19 protein-coding genes are annotated in these 17,227 nt (G+C 65.8%); 9 read left to right on the top strand and 10 right to left on the bottom strand.

Annotation, left to right across the window (positions count from 1 at the left end):
- Positions 1–38 precede the first annotated feature (38 nt).
- Together AC3IQ7_RS12380 and AC3IQ7_RS12375 are read left to right on the top strand one after the other, a co-directional pair.
- The gene (locus AC3IQ7_RS12380) at positions 39–401 is read left to right on the top strand and encodes a helix-turn-helix domain-containing protein (protein WP_489209838.1); all 363 of its coding nucleotides are present in this window, start codon (positions 39–41) and stop codon (positions 399–401) included.
- Complete coding sequence (locus tag AC3IQ7_RS12375; RefSeq protein ID WP_099379639.1) at positions 383–742, top strand: hypothetical protein; 360 nt, start codon at positions 383–385, stop codon at positions 740–742. The genes AC3IQ7_RS12380 and AC3IQ7_RS12375 overlap by 19 nt, the downstream gene beginning before the upstream one ends.
- A gap of 4 nt (positions 743–746) precedes the next feature.
- Here the strand turns inward: AC3IQ7_RS12375 and AC3IQ7_RS12370 are convergent, their stop codons facing one another.
- From AC3IQ7_RS12370 to AC3IQ7_RS12350, 5 genes are all read right to left on the bottom strand, one after another.
- Positions 747–1,286: a gamma carbonic anhydrase family protein gene (locus AC3IQ7_RS12370; RefSeq protein WP_099402430.1), complete on the bottom strand. Its 540-nt coding sequence runs from the start codon at positions 1,284–1,286 to the stop codon at positions 747–749.
- A gap of 37 nt (positions 1,287–1,323) precedes the next feature.
- Positions 1,324–2,055 carry a CPBP family intramembrane glutamic endopeptidase gene (locus AC3IQ7_RS12365; RefSeq protein ID WP_489209835.1) on the bottom strand — a complete coding sequence of 244 codons (732 nt, stop codon included), beginning with the start codon at positions 2,053–2,055 and terminating at the stop codon, positions 1,324–1,326.
- A gap of 85 nt (positions 2,056–2,140) precedes the next feature.
- A complete protein-coding gene (locus AC3IQ7_RS12360) occupies positions 2,141–3,319 on the bottom strand; it encodes a benzoate/H(+) symporter BenE family transporter (protein ID WP_489210440.1) in 1,179 nt (392 codons plus the stop codon).
- A gap of 124 nt (positions 3,320–3,443) precedes the next feature.
- The gene (gene pdxR, locus AC3IQ7_RS12355; RefSeq protein WP_489209833.1) at positions 3,444–4,919 is read right to left on the bottom strand and encodes a MocR-like pyridoxine biosynthesis transcription factor PdxR; all 1,476 of its coding nucleotides are present in this window, start codon (positions 4,917–4,919) and stop codon (positions 3,444–3,446) included.
- Positions 4,916–5,860: a hypothetical protein gene (locus AC3IQ7_RS12350; protein WP_099379644.1), complete on the bottom strand. Its 945-nt coding sequence runs from the start codon at positions 5,858–5,860 to the stop codon at positions 4,916–4,918. The genes pdxR and AC3IQ7_RS12350 overlap by 4 nt, the downstream gene beginning before the upstream one ends.
- 151 nt (positions 5,861–6,011) lie before the next feature.
- Here AC3IQ7_RS12350 and AC3IQ7_RS12345 point away from each other — a divergent pair, with 151 nt between their 5' ends.
- Complete coding sequence (locus tag AC3IQ7_RS12345) at positions 6,012–6,467, top strand: META domain-containing protein (RefSeq protein WP_489209831.1); 456 nt, start codon at positions 6,012–6,014, stop codon at positions 6,465–6,467.
- Between the two features lie 55 nt (positions 6,468–6,522).
- Complete coding sequence (locus AC3IQ7_RS12340; protein WP_489209829.1) at positions 6,523–7,233, top strand: HAD-IA family hydrolase; 711 nt, start codon at positions 6,523–6,525, stop codon at positions 7,231–7,233.
- On the opposite strand, the gene AC3IQ7_RS12335 is transcribed toward AC3IQ7_RS12340, so the two are convergent.
- Genes AC3IQ7_RS12335 through ssuE form a run of 5 tightly spaced genes read right to left on the bottom strand, consistent with a single transcriptional unit; the run spans position 7,190 to position 11,648 of the window.
- Complete coding sequence (locus AC3IQ7_RS12335; RefSeq protein WP_099379647.1) at positions 7,190–8,017, bottom strand: ATP-binding cassette domain-containing protein; 828 nt, start codon at positions 8,015–8,017, stop codon at positions 7,190–7,192. The genes AC3IQ7_RS12340 and AC3IQ7_RS12335 overlap by 44 nt on opposite strands.
- Positions 8,018–8,034: 17 nt before the next feature.
- Positions 8,035–8,826, bottom strand: a complete 792-nt coding sequence (gene ssuC, locus AC3IQ7_RS12330; protein WP_489209827.1) for an aliphatic sulfonate ABC transporter permease SsuC — start codon at positions 8,824–8,826, stop codon at positions 8,035–8,037.
- A 1-nt stretch (position 8,827) separates the two neighbouring features.
- Positions 8,828–9,988, bottom strand: coding sequence for an FMNH2-dependent alkanesulfonate monooxygenase (gene ssuD / locus AC3IQ7_RS12325; protein WP_099379649.1), 1,161 nt, complete (start codon positions 9,986–9,988; stop codon positions 8,828–8,830).
- Positions 9,989–10,010: 22 nt separating this feature from the next.
- Positions 10,011–11,003, bottom strand: coding sequence for a sulfonate ABC transporter substrate-binding protein (locus AC3IQ7_RS12320; RefSeq protein WP_489209825.1), 993 nt, complete (start codon positions 11,001–11,003; stop codon positions 10,011–10,013).
- 24 nt (positions 11,004–11,027) lie between these two features.
- Entirely contained in the window at positions 11,028–11,648 is a 621-nt protein-coding gene (gene ssuE / locus AC3IQ7_RS12315; protein ID WP_489209824.1) for an NADPH-dependent FMN reductase, read from the bottom strand.
- A 254-nt stretch (positions 11,649–11,902) separates the two neighbouring features.
- Between ssuE and AC3IQ7_RS12310 the strand changes: the two genes are divergently transcribed.
- From AC3IQ7_RS12310 to AC3IQ7_RS12290, 5 genes are read left to right on the top strand one after another with little or no spacing between them, the layout of a single operon-like run.
- Positions 11,903–13,117 carry an acyl-CoA dehydrogenase family protein gene (locus AC3IQ7_RS12310; RefSeq protein WP_489209822.1) on the top strand — a complete coding sequence of 405 codons (1,215 nt, stop codon included), beginning with the start codon at positions 11,903–11,905 and terminating at the stop codon, positions 13,115–13,117.
- 21 nt (positions 13,118–13,138) lie between these two features.
- Positions 13,139–13,966, top strand: a complete 828-nt coding sequence (locus AC3IQ7_RS12305; RefSeq protein ID WP_489209820.1) for a MetQ/NlpA family ABC transporter substrate-binding protein — start codon at positions 13,139–13,141, stop codon at positions 13,964–13,966.
- 3 nt (positions 13,967–13,969) lie between these two features.
- On the top strand, positions 13,970–15,361 hold the full coding sequence (locus AC3IQ7_RS12300) for an LLM class flavin-dependent oxidoreductase (protein ID WP_489209818.1): 1,392 nt from the start codon (positions 13,970–13,972) through the stop codon (positions 15,359–15,361).
- A 28-nt stretch (positions 15,362–15,389) separates the two neighbouring features.
- Positions 15,390–16,379: an aliphatic sulfonate ABC transporter substrate-binding protein gene (locus AC3IQ7_RS12295; RefSeq protein WP_489209816.1), complete on the top strand. Its 990-nt coding sequence runs from the start codon at positions 15,390–15,392 to the stop codon at positions 16,377–16,379.
- A gap of 6 nt (positions 16,380–16,385) precedes the next feature.
- Positions 16,386–17,216, top strand: a complete 831-nt coding sequence (locus AC3IQ7_RS12290) for an ABC transporter permease (RefSeq protein WP_489209814.1) — start codon at positions 16,386–16,388, stop codon at positions 17,214–17,216.
- Positions 17,217–17,227: the final 11 nt, after the last annotated feature.

Raw genomic sequence — 17,227 nt, 5'->3', positions numbered from 1 at the left:
CTACCATGGCCAGACCGCGCAACTTTGACGAAGCCACCGTGACCAGCCAAGCCGCCGCCGTCTTTGGCAGCCTGGGCTACAACGCCGCGTCGATCGATGACCTGGTCAAGGCGACGGGTTTGCTGCGCGGCAGCCTGTACAAGGCTTTCGGCTCCAAGCGCCATCTGTTTGAGCGCGTACTGACACAGGCACTGCAGCCTGGCTGGCCGGCGCGGGAAGAAGCCGTCGATTTGCTGATCATCGCCTTGAAGGAACTGGCGCCCTCTGACGCCGCCATCACGGCGCTGTGCCGTGCCGCCGTACTGGACACGGGCGCCGATACGTCCCGCCTGCTGGGCGAACGCCTGTTAAGCCATCTGGATCAACCACCGAAGGAGACACCATGCCCAGCCTCGAATTGAACGACGATGCACTGACCATCCGCCTGGCCCTGTGGGAAAAGCTGGCATCCTTCCACGGCAACCTGTGCATTCCCCTGCGGCATGTGCGTGGCGCCACCGACGATGACGGTTTCCGCGGCGCGGCTCTGGGCTTGCGCGCACCGGGCACCAACTTGCCGGGAGTCATTTCGGCGGGTACTTACCACAAGGGCGGCGACCGCCAGTTCGTCTTCATGACGCGCGGCATGCAGCCACTGGTCATCGAATTGCAAGGCGAAAAATGGGCACGCCTGGTACTGGGCGTGCCTGATGCGCGCGCCATGGCGGCACGCATCAATGCGCTGGCCACGGCGCCAGCCTGACGCATCAGCCTGGCTCGCCAGCCAGGTAATTGTTCTTCACGCGCACGTAGTGTTCCGCTGAATAGCGCAGGTAGGCGATCTCCGCTTCAGTGAGCGCGCGCACCTTGGCGGCGGGGCGGCCCACGTACAAATGGCCGCTTTCCAGCACCTTGCCCGGCGACACCAGGCTGCCTGCGCCCAGCATCACGTGCTTTTCCACCACCACGTCATCCATGACGATGCTGCCCATGCCGATCAGGCACTCATCGCCGATGGTGCAGCCATGCAAGATGACGGAGTGGCCGATGGTCACGTACTTGCCGATGGTCAAGGGTGAACCGTCGGGCTTGGCCGCATTTTTGTGCGACACATGGCCCATGGAAAAGTCCTGGATATTGCTGCCTTCGCCGATGACGATGCGGTTGACGTCGCCGCGCAGCACGCTGTTGCACCAGATGGAGCAGTCGTCGCCGATCTGCACGTCGCCAATCACTTGCGCCGTGTCATGCAGGTAGACGCGCTCGCCCACGACGGGACGGGTATTCAGGTAGGAACTGACTGGCATCGCTTTCTCACTCTTCATTAAATTGAAACAACAGGATTCACACCCAGCCGGCGGCCAGCGCAAAAATCGCCAGGCCATGGGCCAGGGAGGCGCCCAGCAAGCCGGCACGGCAATATACCAGCCCCGCCACCACGCCTTCGATCACGGTAAACACGAGGATGGGCGCGCCCACCTGCGTGACAGTGGTGGCAAGAAAAGCGTGGCACAGGCCGAACAGCAGGCCCGACACGAGCGCCGCGCGCCAGCCCGGCAGCCAGGCGCGCAATTGCTGCTGCAGCAAGCCGCGAAACAGCAATTCCTCATAACAGTTGGCCGCCAGCGCAAAACCCAGCAGCAAGGGCAGCGCAGATGGCGCGACGGGTGGCAAGGACGGCAAGGCAAACAGGGCTTTCAAGCCCGTCGCCAGCGCGACGATCACGCAAGCGCCCGCCACGCCCAGCAGCAAGGACAGGGCCGGGCGCATGCCCAGCCAATGAATCTGGCGGCGCGCCTCGCTTTCCAGCCAGCAAGTACTTGCCACCAGTCCCAGCGACATGGCGCCCAGCGCCAGCAAGACCAGCGGCGGCGCCGTGAAGCGCAAGCCGCCCGCCGCCACTTGCCAGTAGCCGTGCGCCGTCATCGCGTCGCGCGCCAGCACGAAAAACAGCATGTGCACGAGCACGCGCAGCAGCGGGACCGTCCGTGGAGTGGCCAGCAGCAAGGCGGCGCAGACGAGGAAGGCGGGCGTGATCGCCAGCAGATACTGCGCCAGGGAAGTCAGGTCGGCCATCGCTCACATCGGGGAAAGTACGGTGCCAACGGGCACGGGCGCAGCAATTGTATGCGGCGACTGGCACAACGGGCAACATATCTTGCTATGCCGCCTTGCGCCAGCCATGCATCAGCCCATGCGCCGCCAACCCGGCCGCCAGCCCCCACAAGGCGCCGCCCACGCCCAGCAGGGTCACGTTCGCGGCCGTCGCCAGGAAGGTGATCAGCGCCGTTTCGCGCATGCGCACGTCCGCCATGGCCTGCGCCAGGCTGTTGCCGATGGCGCCCAGCAGGGCCAGGCCCGCCAGCGCCGTGATGAAGGGGCGCGGCAAGACCATGAACAGGCTGGCCAGGGTGACGCCGAAGATGCCCACCAGGATGTACAGCACGCCGCACGCCAGCCCCGCGACATAGCGCTTCGACGGGTCCGCATGCGCATCCTTGCCCGTGCAGATGGCGGCCGTGATGGCAGCCACGTTGAACGCATGCGCGCCGAACGGCGCCATGAGCAACGAACCGAGTCCCGTCACCGTCAAAATCGGATTGGCGCTGACCTGGTAACCGTCATTGCGCAGCACCAGCATGCCGGGCATGTATTGCCCCGTCAGGGTGATCAGGAACAGGGGCAACGCCACGCCCAGCAGGGACGCCACGGAAAAGCGCGGCATCTCGAGCACGGGCCCAGCCAGGGCCAGCTCGATGTCCTGCACGTCGATGCGCCCCTGCGCCAGCAGCAGGGCCAGGCCGATCAGCATGATGCCCACCACGGCAAAGCGTGCCGTGAAACGGCGCAGCACGGCGTACGACAGCAGCAATACCGCCACCAGCACGGGATCGGCGCTGGCGCCGCCAAACGCATTCACGCCAAACTGCAGCAGGATACCGGCCAGCAAGCCGGCGGCGATGCCGCCAGGAATCAGCCGCACCAGGCGCTCGAAGGCGCCGGACATGCCCAGCAGAATGAAGGCGATGGCGGACACCATGTAGGCGCCGATCACCTCGGCATATGGCGTATGCGGCATGACGGTGGCCAGGAAGGCCACGCCGGGCGTGGACCAGGCAGTGATGATGGGCGCGCGGTAGCGGTAGCTGAGCCAGATGCCCGTCACGCCCACGCCGATGCTCAGCGACCAGACCCAGGACGCCGTCTGCGCGGCGCTCAGCTGGGCCAGCTGGGCCGCCTGGAATACCAGCACGAAGGTGCCGCCATAGTTGACGAGGACGGAAATGAAGGCGGCCATGGCGGGGGACGCCAGGTCGCGCCAGCGCGCCCGGTCGGCCATGGCGGCGCTTGTTGTGGTTGTTGTCATGTATATGCCTCTGCCATTGAAAGCGAGCATATTAATGGCCACATGGACTGCTCAAGCAGGCCAATTCAAGCGCATACAACAGACCACTTTGACAGCATCAACCGAGGGCGCGGGCCAGGCGGACGATGCCGCTGTCAATCTCGTGCGGCGTGAGCGCCGCAAAGCCCAGCAGCCAGCCTCCACGGGCGGGCGGCGTCGCATACAGCCGGCTCAGGCCCGGCAGCACGATGCCCGCCTGGGCCGCCAGGCGCAGCGTCTCCAGCTCGTCCCTGCCTTCATGCAGCAGACAGGGCATCTGCAAGCCGCCCGGCGGCAGCTGCGCCGTGACCACGTGCGGCAAGTGCCGCTGCACGGCCTGCGCCATCGCATCGCGGCGCACGGCATAGACCTTGCGCATGGCGCGCACATGGGCCGCGAAATGGCCATCGGCGATGAAACGGGCCAGTGTCAATTGATCGAGTTGCGGCGTATGGCCATCGACAATGCTGCGTGCGTACGTCATCGGTTTCACCAGCGCGGGCGGCAGCACCATGTAGCCAAGGCGCAGCCCCGGATACAGCGATTTGGCGAAGGTGCCCAGGTAAATCGTGCGCTGCCGCGTGTCGAGCCCCTGCACGCACGCCGTCGGCCAACCTGCGTAGTGGAACTGGCTGTCGTAATCGTCCTCGATGATCCAGCCCTGGCGCTCGGCCGCCCAGGCGGTCAGGGCCAGGCGGCGTTCGAGCGCCAGGGTGGCGCCCGTCGGGTATTGATGCGACGGCGTGACGTACACCGTGTTCGCGCCGCTGCGATCCGCCCGCAGGTGCTCGATGGACAAGCCATCCGCATCGACGGGCACGGGCACGATTCGTAATTGCGCCATCTCGAACGCCTTGCGCGCGCCGAAATAGCCGGGGTCCTCCATCAGGATGGGGCCATGCGCGTCGGCCAGCACCTGCGCACACAGGTACAGGGCCTGGCGCGTGCTGCTCAGCACCAGCACCTGATCGGCCGTGGCCCGCGCGCCCCGCTCCAGGTTGACATAGTCGGCGATGGCCTGGCGCAATGGCTCGGCGCCTTGCGGGTCGCCGTGCAGCAGTACGCCGGCCTGGTGTTCGCCGGCCGCCTGGCGCCGCAAGCGCTCCCACACGTCGAGCGGAAAGGCCCGCGTTTCCGGCAAGCCCGTGGCGAAGGCCTTGACGCTTTGCTGATCAAGCACGCCGCCGCTGGCGAGAATCTGCGCGCCGCGCACGCTGAGGGCCACCGGCTGCACGGACAAGGCCGGCAGCGCCGTCGCAGGCTTGCCCAGCAAGCTCGCGCCTATGGTCGGCGACACAAAACTGCCCGATCCCGCTTGCCGCCGCAGATAGCCATCGAGGCGCAGCTGCGCATACGCCATTTCCACCGTATCGCGCGACACGCCCAGCGACTGCGCCAGCGCGCGCGTGGCCGGCAAGCGCAGGCCCGGCGCCAGCACGCCGTCGAGTATCAGCTGGCGCAGTGCGCGCTGCACCCGCACGCGCAAGTCGAGCGCCGCCAGTTCGGGCGCGGCGATGCGCATTTTCAGGGTGTCGAGTTCGAACTGCGGTGTCATACGGCCTTGGCGCGGGCGGCAGCAACGGCAGCCACGGCGGCCATGCTGCTGGCCAGCGAAAAACCGTGCTGCTGCAGCACCGCCACCAGCTGCTCGCCGGCGCAGCCCAAACGCAGGTTTTCCGCCACCCAGTCCTGCCATGCCGCGCCGATCTCCGGCATCGGTTCATCGTCCAGCGTGAGACCGAGTATGCATGTGGCCAGCAAGCCGTTGATGCGCTTCGTGTCGATCAGGTGCTGCACCACCGCATGGCCCGACTGCGGATACGGGTGCAAGGTGCAGCGGCCGAACGCGGCCAGGCGCTGCGCGTGCATGGCGTCGAGGTTGACCGATTCGCTGGCACTGGCGCCCGGATTGGCCACATCGGGCCGCGTGCCGAACACCAGGTGCAGCTGCGTGGCGTCCGTCGCCCTGGCGCGGCACAGGGCCGCCAGGTCGTAGTAGCCGGACGCTGGCGGGTCTTGCGCCAGCGACTCCATCACGGGCAGCCAGCGCAGCTCATGGTACAAGCGGGCCTGCCGCACGTCGAGGAAGGACAATGGCCCGAAGGCGACGATCTGCTGCACATCGAGCAGCAAGCCATACATGACGGCCGCGTACGCGCCCATGGACTGGCCGAGGGTCGTGACTTGACTGGGTGCGATGCGGCGCACGAGCTCGCGCAAGGCCTGCGCCGTCTCGTCGACGTGGTTGCCCAGGCCCGCGATGCGGCGGTGGTACCAGGCATTGCCCGAATCGCGCACGAGGATCTTGTTCAGCGGCTGGCCGCTGGCCTGCTCCAGCTTTCTCAGCCGGCCGTAAAAATCAAAGGCGGGACGCGTGGTCCACGAGACGAAGCCGAAGGCGATGACCAGCGGCGCGCCGGGCACGATACGGTCGACCAGCACGTCGTCGGCACTGGTGGCGACCAGTCGATTATCCAGCGCTTGCGCTTGCAGCATCGGCCCGGCTCCCCGATCAACGTTAAAAGAATAGAAAGCATGAGTTTAATGCCAGGACTGGCAAAATGGAAACAATCACCGCTACGGTACGCGGGCAGGCACGGGAAAACTGCTAGTCTGGCGGCTATTCCCCCATGAACAGGAGCCTCCCATGCTGCATCGCCTGAAATACCTGTCCCTCGCCGCCGCCATCGCCATGGCCGGCGGCTGCGCCGCCACGTCCGACAGCGCCAAGCCGGACACCGGCCTGACGCCCAGCTACAGCCTGACGAATACCTACTGGAAGCTGACGGAACTCGATGGCGCCGCCGTGACGATGGCGCCGGAGCAGGAGCGCGAAGTGCGCATCACCCTCACCGACGATGGCAAGGTACATGGTTTTACGGGCTGCAACCGCGTGATGGGCGGCTATACGCTGGCCGGGCAGGCCCTGCGCTTCACGCAACTTGCCGGCACGCGCATGGCCTGCCCGCCGCCCCTGATGCAGCTGGAAAGCGCGGTATTGGCCAACTTGAACAGCGTGACGGGCTACCGTTTCGAAGGCGTTTACCTGATCCTGCTCAAGGATGGCGCGCCCGTGGCCCGCTTTGAATCGGTCTACCTGTGAAATAAAAACCGGCTGCCGTTACAATGGCTTCCAGCCCATCATCTGGAAGGAAGCCATGTCCGCACTGCCCTCGCCGTCTTCATCCCCGACACCATCGGCCGCCGGCCGCTATCGGGCTTTTCTTTTTGACATGGACGGCACCGTCATCAATTCCATCGCCGCCGCCGAACGCATCTGGGGCACCTGGGCGCAGCGCCAGGGCCTCGATGTGGCGGCCTTTTTGCCCACCATCCACGGCGCGCGCTCGGTCGATACCATCGCCAAACTGCGCTTGCCCGGCGTCGACGCGCAGCGCGAGTCGCAGGGCATCACGGATGCGGAAATCATCGATGTGGAAGGGATTATTGAAATCGCGGGCGCGCTGCGCTTTTTAGAATCGCTGCCGCCCGCGCAATGGGCCATCGTCACCTCGGCGCCGAGGGCACTGGCCACGGCGCGCCTGAAGGCGGCCGGCATGCCGATACCCGCCATCATGGTGACGGCGGAAGACGTCAAGGCCGGCAAGCCGAAACCCGATTGCTACCTGCTGGCGGCTGAAAAACTGGGCGTGGCGCCCGCTGACTGCCTGGTGTTCGAAGATGCGTCGGTCGGCATCGAGGCGGGCGAAGCGGCTGGCGCGAAAGTCATCGTCGTCACCGCCACGCACGCGCACCCGCTGGCCACGCGCCACCCTGCCATCGACAGCTACGAGAACATCGTGGCAAGCGTCGATGGCGACGGCTTTATTGTCCTGGCCGAGATGGCTGCAGCACCCGCGACAAGATAGCCTGCTCCAGCGCGGCGAAGGCCGCATGGCCGCGCTGACGCGGTCGCGGCAAGTCCACCTGCACGTCCAGCGTGATCTGCCCATCCTCGATCAGCAGTACCCGGTCGGCCAGGGCCACGGCTTCGGCCACGTCGTGCGTCACCAGCACGGCCGTGAAACCGCGCGCCAGCCATAGCGACTCGATCAGCTGCTGCATCTCGATGCGCGTCAGGGCGTCCAGCGCGCCCAGGGGCTCGTCGAGCAGCAGCAGTTGCGGCTCGTGCACGAGGGCGCGCGCCAGCGCCACCCGTTGCTTCTGCCCGCCCGACAGGGCTGACGGCCAGTCATCGGCCCGCTCGGCCAGTCCCACCGTCCACAGCGAAGCGGCGGCCGCACCGACGGAACGGGGCAGGCCCAAGGCCACGTTGTCGAGCACCGTTTTCCACGGCAGCAAACGCGATTCCTGGAACATGATGCGGATGTCGGGCGCGCCCACGCCGCTGCCGATGGCGATGCTACCGTCATCGACGCTTTCCAGGCCCGCGATAGAGCGCAGCAAGGTGCTCTTGCCGCAGCCGCTGCGTCCCACGATGGCAACGAACTCTCCCGCTTCCAGCTGCAGGTCGACGTTCTTCAGCACGGGACGTTCGCCATAGGCCTTGCTCAATTGCGTCAGTTCCAAAGGCACGCCTCGGCGCGCCGAGGGAGCCTGCGGCGCGGTCCTGGCCTGCGGCGCGCTGGCCGGGTCGTACTGAACGAAGTGCGACAAAAAATCCGTTTCGATCTGGATGGGGGCGAGCAGCATGGTAGTTTCTTTCCTCATTATCGGTAGGCGGGATTCCAGCGCAGGCAATGGCGTTCCAGCCGGCGCGAGAACAAATCGGCCAGCTTGCCCAGCAAGGCGTACAGCAAAATCCCCACCAGCACTACGTCCGTTTGCAGAAATTCGCGCGCATTCATGGTCATGTAGCCGATGCCGGCCTGCGCCGAGATGGTTTCGGCGACGATCAGCAGCACCCACACGAGGCCCAGCGAAAAGCGCACGCCAACGAGGATCGATGGCATGGCGGCCGGCAGGATCACGTCGCGGTACAAGGGCCAGCCCGAAAGACCATAGCTTTTCGCCATTTCGATCAGCCCCTGGTCGGCCGAGCGGATGCCGTGAAAGGTGTTCAGGTAGACGGGAAAGAACACGCCGACAGCCAGCAGAAACAGCTTGGCCGTCTCGTCGATGCCGAACCACAGGATCACCAGCGGGATCAGGGCCAGGGCCGGGATGTTGCGCACCATTTGCAGGGTCGTGTCGAGCAGGGTTTCCGCATGGCGGAAGCTGCCCGTCAATAGGCCCAGCAGCAAGCCCAGTCCCGCGCCGATAACGAAACCGACCGTCGCGCGCCACAAGCTCGTTTTCAGGTGCAGCCACAATTCGCCCGACACGGCCAGGTGCCAGAAGGCTTTCGCCACGGCCCACGGCTCGGGCAGGATGCGGCTCGACAGCCAGCCCCACTGCGCCGCCAGTTGCCAGGCCAGCAGCAGCGCCACGGGCAAGGCCCACGGCGCCAGCACATTACACCAGGACGTTCCTGGCTGATGCTTGACGGCGGCCGTCGCCATCTCAGGCCGCCTTTTTCTGTGGCGCGACCGGCACGATATTGCTGGCCATGACTTCGCCGAATGGCCCCGTCAGTGACTGCTCACCCACGGCCTTGCCCTTGCCCAGCAAGGGGAATACCAGTTCTGCAAAGCGGTACGATTCTTCCAGGTGCGGGTAGCCCGAGAAAATGAAGGTGTCGATACCCAGGTCGGCATACTCCTGCATGCGCGCCACCACGGTCGGGCCGTCGCCGACGAGGGCCGTGCCCGCGCCGCCGCGCACCAGGCCCACGCCGGCCCACAGATTCGGCGACACTTCGAGCTTGTCGCGCCGTCCGCCATGCAGGGCCGCCATGCGCTGCTGCCCCACGGAATCCATCTTGCCGAAGGCCGCCTGTGCCTTGGCGATGATGTCGTCGTCCAGGTGGCTGATCAGTTCATCGGCCGCGCGCCAGGCCGCCTCGTTCGTTTCGCGCACGATCACGTGCAATCGGATGCCAAACCGGACCGTGCGGCCTTTTTTTGCGGCGCGCGCGCGGATGTCGGCGATTTTCTCGGCGACTGCGGCAGGTGGCTCGCCCCACGTCAGGTACACGTCCATCTGCTCGGCCGCCAGTTCATGCGCGGGCTCCGACGAGCCGCCGAAATACAGGGGCGGATATGGTTTCTGCACGGGCGGATACAGGGTTTTCGCACCCTTTACCTGGATATGCTTGCCCTCGAAATCGTAGCCGGCCGCGCCGCCCTCGCCCGCCAGGGTGGCGCGCCACACCTTGATGAATTCATCGGAAATTTCATAGCGCTTGGCGTGGTCGGCAAACAGGCCGTCCGCTTCGAGTTCGCCCTGGTCGCCGCCCGTGACGACGTTGATCAAGAGGCGCCCGTTCGACAGGCGGTCAAAGGTGGACGCCATGCGCACGGCCAGGCCGGGCGTGGACAGGCCGGGGCGGATGGCGACGAGGAATTTGAGCTTTTGCGTCACGCTGATCAGCGACGAAGCCACCACCCATGCATCTTCGCAGGAGCGGCCCGTCGGCAACAGTACGCCGTCGTAGCCGAGCGTGTCGGCGGCCACGGCCACCTGGCGCAAATAATCGGCATCGACGGGACGCGCGCCCTGCGACGTGCCCAGATAGCGGCTGTCGCCGTGCGTAGGAATAAACCAGAATATATTCAATGACATGGCGTTCTCTATCTCTCTTTGTTTATTTGGTAGCGACTTGCTTGACGGGCAGCAGCGCATCCTTGACGACAATCGGTTTGGGAATCAGCTTCAGGCTGGAAAAGGCGTCCGCCACCCTTTGCTGCGACGCGATGACGTCGACCGACACGGGTTTGACGCCATACGCATAGCGCGAGGCGGCCAGCGCCACCACATCCTTGCTTAAGCCCGTCTGTGCCGACAGGATCGTCGCCACTTCTTCCGGGTTGTTGCGGCCCCAGTCGTCGACCTTGGCCACTTCATCGAGCACGATGCGCAGGATCTCGGGATTTTTTTCTGCATACGTGCGCGAGGCCAGATAAAACTGGTAGTTCGCCACCAGGCCCTTGCCATCGGCCAGGACGCGCGCGCCCAGCTGCTTCTCGGCGGCCGCCAGGAACGGGTCCCAGATGGCCCACGCATCCACGCTGCCCCGCTCGAAGGCGGCGCGCGCATCGGCCGGCGGCAGGAACACGGGCTGGATGTCGGCGTACGCGACGCCGGCCTTTTCCAGCGCTTTCAATAACAGGTAATGTACGTTCGAGCCCTTGTTCAGGGCGATTTTCTTGCCCTTCAAGTCGGCCAGGGTGCGCAGGCCGGAGCCCTTGGGCACGACGATGGCTTCGCTGGCCGGCGACGCCGGTTCATTGCCGACATACACCAGGTTGGCGCCGGCCGCCTGGGCAAAGATCGGCGGCGCCTCGCCCACGGTGCCGAAATCGATGCTGCCCACGTTCAAGCCCTCCAGCAGCACGGGGCCGGCCGGGAACTCCGTCCATTTCACGCCCACGCCCTGCTCGGCCAGGCGTTTTTCCAGGGTGCCGCGCCCCTTCAGCAAGGTCAGGGTGCCGTATTTTTGATAGCCGATACGCACCTCTGCCTTGGCTTGCGCCTGCGCCGTGACCGGCATGCCGGCCGCCATCACGCCGGCGGCGGCGACAAACAGCAAGCCCAGAGTGGTACGGCGCGAGAGTCGTTGTGCGTGGCGGTGTGTCATGACAGGTCCTTGGTCGGTGAATAATCAGGCGGCTTGATAGTGGGATGCGTAAGGCTGGTCTTGCAGCGAACGCACGGGGAGCGAAATATCAACCGGCGCGGGCGGACGCTGCCCCTGCAGCACGAACAGGCCCGTGGAGAGCTCCTCGATGCCGGCCTGCACGCGGTCGGCAATCGGCGCATCCAGGCTCAGGCCCCCTTCTTCGTGCCACGCCAGTTGCTGCGCATTCGCATAGATGCTGGTGAACACTTGCTTGGCGCCCAGCGCATGCAGCACGGGACGCAGCGCATAGTCGAGCGCCAGGGTGTGGGCATGGCCGCCGCCCGTGGCCAGCGGCAGCACCAGCTTGCCGGCCAGGCCATCTTGCGGCAGCAAGTCGAGGAAGGCTTTCAGCAGCCCTGTATACGACGCCTTGTAGATGGGTGTGGCGATCACGATGGCGTCGGCATCGGCCACGGCGCGCACGGCGCGGGCAATCGCCGCGTCGTCGTAGTCGGCGAGCAGCAAGGCGCGCGCCGGCAGGTCGCGCACATGTAGCTTGGCGTAGCTATGGCCCTGCAGCGCCAGCTGTTCGCCGATATGCAGCAGCAGGCGGCTGGAACTCGATGGGAGTTGCGGGCTACCGCCCAATAACAAGATGCTCATGTGATGCCCGTCCCTGTAGGTTGTTGAAAGTGGCGTTGCTCGGATGCTTGCAGCCTATCGCCATCAGCAGCCGTGTAAAACGAATGCTTTCGCGCTTCGATATGCGTTTTTTGACTATCCGGGCCTGACGCCCCGCACGCCATCGTGCATTCAGCCGCACGGCTTTTTTCGCATATCCATGCGCGGTTTTCTTCGTGTACGGCGCGTGCCTGGCGGTGCAATATCGGCGTCATCGTCTTTCTGGAATGTCACTCATGTCTAGCGTTTTTCTCCATGCCGCCCGTCCCCAGTCGCCTGTACCGGAACCCCTGCAGGACGCGATCAGCATCGCCACGTCGCTGGCCGCGCGCCTGGCTGAAACGGCCAATGCCCGCGACCAGGCCGGCGGCCATGCGGCGCAGGAACGCGAATGGCTGCGCGAATCGGGCTTGCTGACCCTGTCGATCCCCGTGGAATTCGGCGGCCAGGGCGCGTCGTGGCCCCTCGTGTACCAGGTGATCCGCATCCTGGCGCGCGCCGACAGTGCGCTGGCGCATGTCTTCGGCTTCCACCATTTGCAGCTGGCCGGCCTGCAGCTGTATGGCAGCGCCCAACAGCAGCGCCGCCTGCTCACCCTGACCGTTGACGAGCGCCTGTTCTGGGGCAATGCCTTGAACCCGCTCGACAAACGGGTCGCGGCGGCCGACAGCGACGACGGCTATATCCTCGATGGCATCAAGAGCTTTTCTTCCGGTTCCGTGGGATCGGACTGGCTGACCGTCTCCGCCTGGCATGCGCCCACGCAGACGGCGCTGATTGCCGCCCTGCCCACGCACCAGGAGGGCATCACCGTGCAGGCGGACTGGGACGCCTTCGGCCAGCGCCAGACGGACAGCGGCAATGTGCATTTCCAGGCCGTGCCCCTGCCGCGGGAGCTGGTGCTGCAGGCGCCCGCGCAGGCCGCCACGCCGCAAGCCACCGTGCGCTCGCAGATCGCACAGCTGATCATGGCCAATCTGTATTTGGGCATCACCGAAGGCGCATTCGAGGCGGCGCGCCAGTACACGGACGAGCAGGCGAAAGCGTGGTTTGCCTCGGGCGTGGACAAGGCAACGGACGACCCATTGGTGCAGCACCGCTACGGCCAGCTGTGGCTCTTGCTGCGTCCCGCGCAGGTGCTGGCCGACGCGGCGGCGCAGGAACTGGAAAAGGTGTTCCGCAAGGGTGCGCTGGTGACGGCGCGCGAACGTGGCTTGCTGGCAGTGGCCGTGGCCGAAGCCAAATGCCTGGCGCACAAGGCGGGACTGGAAATCAGCAGCCAGATGTTCGAACTGACGGGCGCCCGTTCCACCTCGGCCCAGTATGGCTTCGACCGCTACTGGCGCAACGTGCGCGTGCATACCCTGCACGACCCCATCGACTACAAGCTGCGCGACCTGGGACGCTTTGCCTTGAATGGCACGCTGCCCGAGCCGACGGCGTATTCCTGATTCACCCACCAAGGAGTCACCATGACCATCGCCCGCCGCAGCATCCTCCTCACCGCCCTGACCCTCGCCCTGGCGAGCAGCTTCGTCCACGCCAAGGACCCGAAAGACATCACCATCGGCACCAGCGCGGGACCGTACGCGGACCAGATCAAGCTGGGCATCAAGCCTATCCTGGAAAAGCAGGGCTACAAGGTCAAGCTGGTGGAATTCAATGACTACATCCAGCCGAACTTCGCGCTGGCCGAGGGTTCGCTGGACGCCAACGTCTTCCAGCACATCGTCTACCTGAAGAAATTCGCGCTGGAGCACAAGCTGGCCCTGACGGACCTGATCACGATACCCACGGCGCCGATTGCCATCTACAGCAAGAAGCACAAGACCCTGGACGACGTGAAGGAAGGCACGACTGTGGGCTTGCCGAACGATCCGACCAACCAGGCGCGCGCGCTGGTGCTGCTCGACCAATTGGGATGGATCAAGCTGCGCCCCAGCTTCGACCCCGTGCGCGCGTCGGAAAAGGATATCGCCGTCAACACGAAGAAAATCAAGCTGCTGCCGCTGGAAGCGGCGCAGTTGCCACGTTCACTGGGCGACACCGATTACTCCTTCATCAATGGCAATTACGCGCTGGCGTCGGGATTGAAGCTGACGGAGGCGCTGGTAGCCGAGAAAATCTCGCCCAACTACATCAACCTGGTGGCCATCCGCACGGCGGACAAGGACAAGCAGTTCGCCAAGGATCTGGCGGCCGCCTACCGCTCGCGCGAATTCCTCGACATCACGAATAAACACTTTGCCGGCTATTCGAAACCCGACTACCAGCAAGCCTTGCAGACGGCGGCAAAATAAGCCATGGCAAAGACGATACGCTTCAACGCCTTCCAGATGAATACCGTCGGCCACCAGTCGCCGGGCCTGTGGACGCATGCACGCGACCGCAGCCACCGCTACACGGACCCCGCGCACTGGACGGAGCTGGCGCAGCTGCTGGAAGCGGGCCTGTTCGACGCGGTGTTCCTGGCCGACGTGCTGGGCGTGTACGACGTGTACCGCAGCAGTCTCGACGCGGCCCTGGAACACGGCGTGCAGGTGCCGCTGAACGACCCGCTGGCCCTCGTGCCCATCATGGCGCAGGCGACCACGCACCTGGGTTTCGGCGTCACCTGCGCCCTCACCTATGAACACCCGTACACGTTCGCGCGGCGCATCTCCACCCTCGATCACCTGTCGAAAGGGCGCATCGGCTGGAATATCGTCACCGGCTATTTAGACAGCGCGGCGCGCAACCTGGGCTTGAGCCAGCAGTTGGGCCACGACGAGCGCTACGACCTGGCCGACGAATACCTCGACGTCGTCTACAAGCTGTGGGAAAAAAGCTGGGACGACGACGCCGTCGTCAACGACAAGGCGCGCGGCATCTACGCCGATCCCGCCAGAGTCCATCCGATCAACCATGCCGGGCGCCACTACCAGGTGCCCGGCATCCATTTGTGCGAACCGTCGCCCCAGCGCACGCCCCTGCTCTACCAGGCAGGTACCTCGCCGCGCGGCACGCGCTTCGCGGCGCGCCATGCGGAAGCCACCTTTGTCAGTGGCCCCAGCAAGACGGTGGTGAAGCGCTATGCGGACGACCTGCGCGCCGCCGTGCGGCAAAGCGGGCGCGATGGCGACGCGCTGCTGATCTACGCGCAGGCGCTGGTCATCACGGGCGCCACGGAAGCGGAAGCGCACGCCAAGCACGCCGACTACCTGCGCCACGTGAATATCGAGGCGTCTCTGGTGCTGCTGTCGGGCTGGACGGGCGTCGATTTCAGCCGCTATCCGCTCGACGCCACCATCGACTACATCGATTCCCCGGCCGGCCGCTCGGCGCTGGCCTCATTCAGCCAGGCCGACCCGGACCGCACGTGGACGGTGCGCGAAGCCGCCGAATACATCGGCCTGGGCGGACGTGGCCCGGTACTGGTGGGAGATGCGCACCAGGTGGCCGACCAGCTGGAAAGCTGGCTCGATGAAACGGGCATCGACGGCTTCAACCTCGCCTTCGCCGTGGCGCACGACAGCATGGCCGACGTGGTGGAACACATCGTGCCGGAACTGCAGCGGCGCGGCCGCTATCGCACGCATTACGAGGAAGGCAGCTTGCGCCACAAGGTCTTCGGCCAGGGTCCGCGCCTGCCCGCCAACCATGCAGGCCGCCTGGTCAGCATCGCACCGGGCAGCGCCACCCTGGCAGCGGCTTGACACATCCAATTCCCCATTCAAGGACACCATGAAACGCAGAAGCATCTTGCAACTGGCCGCCAGCGGCGCCGCCCTCGCCGCCTTGCCCGGCCTCACCCGCGCCGCCGCGCAAGCGCCGCTGAAGGAGCTGCGCCTCGACTACGCCTATTATTCGCCCGCCAGCCTGGTGCTGCGCCGCTTCGGCTGGCTGGAAGAAGCGTTCAAGCAGGACGACACCAGCATCAAGTGGGTACTCAGCGCAGGCAGCAACCGCGCGCTCGAATACCTGAACGCCAACAGCATCGACATCGGTTCAAGCGCCGGCCTGGCCGCCCTGCTGGCGCGCGCCAATGGCAACCCTATCCGCGCGCCGTATATTTTTTCGCGTCCCGAGTGGACGGCGCTGGTGGTGCGCAAGGATAGTCCCATCCGCAGCATCGCCGACTTGAAGGGCAAGAAGGTGGCCGCCACCAAGGGTACCGACCCGTATCTGTTCCTGCTGCGCGCATTGAAGACGGCGGGCCTGAAACGCGGCGACATCGAACACGTCAGCCTGCAGCATGCGGATGGCCGCGCGGCGCTGGAGCAGGGCAAGGTCGATGCCTGGGCCGGACTCGATCCGCACATGGCCGCCAGCGAACTCGAAGCGGGTTCCCGCCTGATCTACCGCAACGTGGCCTTCAACACCTACGGCTTCCTGAACGTGCGCGAGGAATTCCTCGCCAGCCGGCCGGCCGAAGTGGGCAAGGTGATCCAGGCCTACGAACGGGCGCGCGCCTGGATACGCGCCTATCCGGCCGAGGCGGCGAAGATCCTGTCGGAGGAAGCCAAGGTCAGCCTGCCGGTGGCGCTGCTGCAGGTAAAGCTGCGCAGTGACTTCAGCAATCCGCGGCCGTCGAACGAACACGTGAAGGCCCTGCTGGTGGCCGCGCCCATCCTCGTCGATGAAGCGCTGGTCAAGCCCGGTGCAGACCTGAACCGCGCCATCGCGGACCTGGTCGACACCCGCTTCGCCACCCCCTTCATCAGCAAGGCGTAAGCGGTCATGACCAGAGACACGCTCGCCGCGCCAGCGCCGGTCCACGACACGGGCGTGCGGCACCGGCTCTTGCGCCAGCCTTTGCCGCGCGCGGCGCTTGGCCTGCTGCTACCCGCCCTGGCGCTGCTGGGGGCGGAACTGGGCGTGCGCATGGGCGCCATCCCCGCCAACCTGCTGCCGGCGCCCAGCGACATAGCCGCCACCATCGCCGAGCTGGCGCGCCAGGGCCTGGCCAGCCACGTGCTGGCCAGCACCGTGCGCGTGGCCATCGGCTTTGCGGGCGGCGCGCTGCTGGCCATCGCGCTCGGCGCGGCCGTGGGCCTGAACCGCACGATGGAAGCGCTGCTCGACCCCACCTTCCAGGCCCTGCGCGCGATTCCCTCGCTGGCCTGGGTGCCCTTGCTGCTGCTGTGGCTAGGGATCGATGAAGCGCCCAAGCTGGTCCTGATCGGCATCGGCGCCTTCTTCCCCGTCTACATGGGCGTGGCATCGGGCATCCGCGACGTGGACCGCAAGCTGATCGACGCGGCCCGCATGTACCGTTTGAGCCGCCCCGCGCTGGCGCGGCGCGTGCTGTTGCCAGCCGCCCTGCCCGCCATCTTCACGGGTCTGCGCAATGGTTTGAGCCTGGCCTGGATGTTCATGGTGGCAGCCGAATTGATCGCCGCCAGCCAGGGCCTCGGCTATCTGCTCAGCGACGGGCGCGAAACGAGCCGCGCCGACATCGTGCTGGCCGCCATCGTGCTGCTGGCCGTGCTGGGCAAGGCCAGCGACAGCCTGATGCAGCGCGTGGAAACCCGCTTGCTCGCCTGGCGCGACAGCTATGCCACCACCTGACGAAAGCCTCC

The organism is Janthinobacterium sp. GL_088, from assembly GCF_057837845.1.
The sequence above is the reverse complement of the archived record's forward strand: the minus strand, read 5'-3'. Positions and strand labels throughout refer to the sequence as shown.

Coding starts and splice junctions, on each gene's coding strand:
- AC3IQ7_RS12350 (WP_099379644.1), bottom strand. CDS start 5,860: ATGCTGCAAGCGCAAGCGCTGGATAATCGACTGGTCGCCACCAGTGCC.
- AC3IQ7_RS12370 (WP_099402430.1), bottom strand. CDS start 1,286: ATGCCAGTCAGTTCCTACCTGAATACCCGTCCCGTCGTGGGCGAGCGC.
- pdxR (WP_489209833.1), bottom strand. CDS start 4,919: ATGACACCGCAGTTCGAACTCGACACCCTGAAAATGCGCATCGCCGCG.
- AC3IQ7_RS12305 (WP_489209820.1), top strand. CDS start 13,139: ATGACCATCGCCCGCCGCAGCATCCTCCTCACCGCCCTGACCCTCGCC.
- AC3IQ7_RS12290 (WP_489209814.1), top strand. CDS start 16,386: ATGACCAGAGACACGCTCGCCGCGCCAGCGCCGGTCCACGACACGGGC.
- AC3IQ7_RS12340 (WP_489209829.1), top strand. CDS start 6,523: ATGTCCGCACTGCCCTCGCCGTCTTCATCCCCGACACCATCGGCCGCC.
- AC3IQ7_RS12375 (WP_099379639.1), top strand. CDS start 383: ATGCCCAGCCTCGAATTGAACGACGATGCACTGACCATCCGCCTGGCC.
- AC3IQ7_RS12300 (WP_489209818.1), top strand. CDS start 13,970: ATGGCAAAGACGATACGCTTCAACGCCTTCCAGATGAATACCGTCGGC.
- AC3IQ7_RS12335 (WP_099379647.1), bottom strand. CDS start 8,017: ATGCTGCTCGCCCCCATCCAGATCGAAACGGATTTTTTGTCGCACTTC.
- ssuD (WP_099379649.1), bottom strand. CDS start 9,988: ATGTCATTGAATATATTCTGGTTTATTCCTACGCACGGCGACAGCCGC.
- AC3IQ7_RS12345 (WP_489209831.1), top strand. CDS start 6,012: ATGCTGCATCGCCTGAAATACCTGTCCCTCGCCGCCGCCATCGCCATG.
- AC3IQ7_RS12365 (WP_489209835.1), bottom strand. CDS start 2,055: ATGGCCGACCTGACTTCCCTGGCGCAGTATCTGCTGGCGATCACGCCC.
- ssuE (WP_489209824.1), bottom strand. CDS start 11,648: ATGAGCATCTTGTTATTGGGCGGTAGCCCGCAACTCCCATCGAGTTCC.
- AC3IQ7_RS12310 (WP_489209822.1), top strand. CDS start 11,903: ATGTCTAGCGTTTTTCTCCATGCCGCCCGTCCCCAGTCGCCTGTACCG.
- AC3IQ7_RS12360 (WP_489210440.1), bottom strand. CDS start 3,319: ATGGCCGACCGGGCGCGCTGGCGCGACCTGGCGTCCCCCGCCATGGCC.
- AC3IQ7_RS12320 (WP_489209825.1), bottom strand. CDS start 11,003: ATGACACACCGCCACGCACAACGACTCTCGCGCCGTACCACTCTGGGC.
- AC3IQ7_RS12295 (WP_489209816.1), top strand. CDS start 15,390: ATGAAACGCAGAAGCATCTTGCAACTGGCCGCCAGCGGCGCCGCCCTC.
- ssuC (WP_489209827.1), bottom strand. CDS start 8,826: ATGGCGACGGCCGCCGTCAAGCATCAGCCAGGAACGTCCTGGTGTAAT.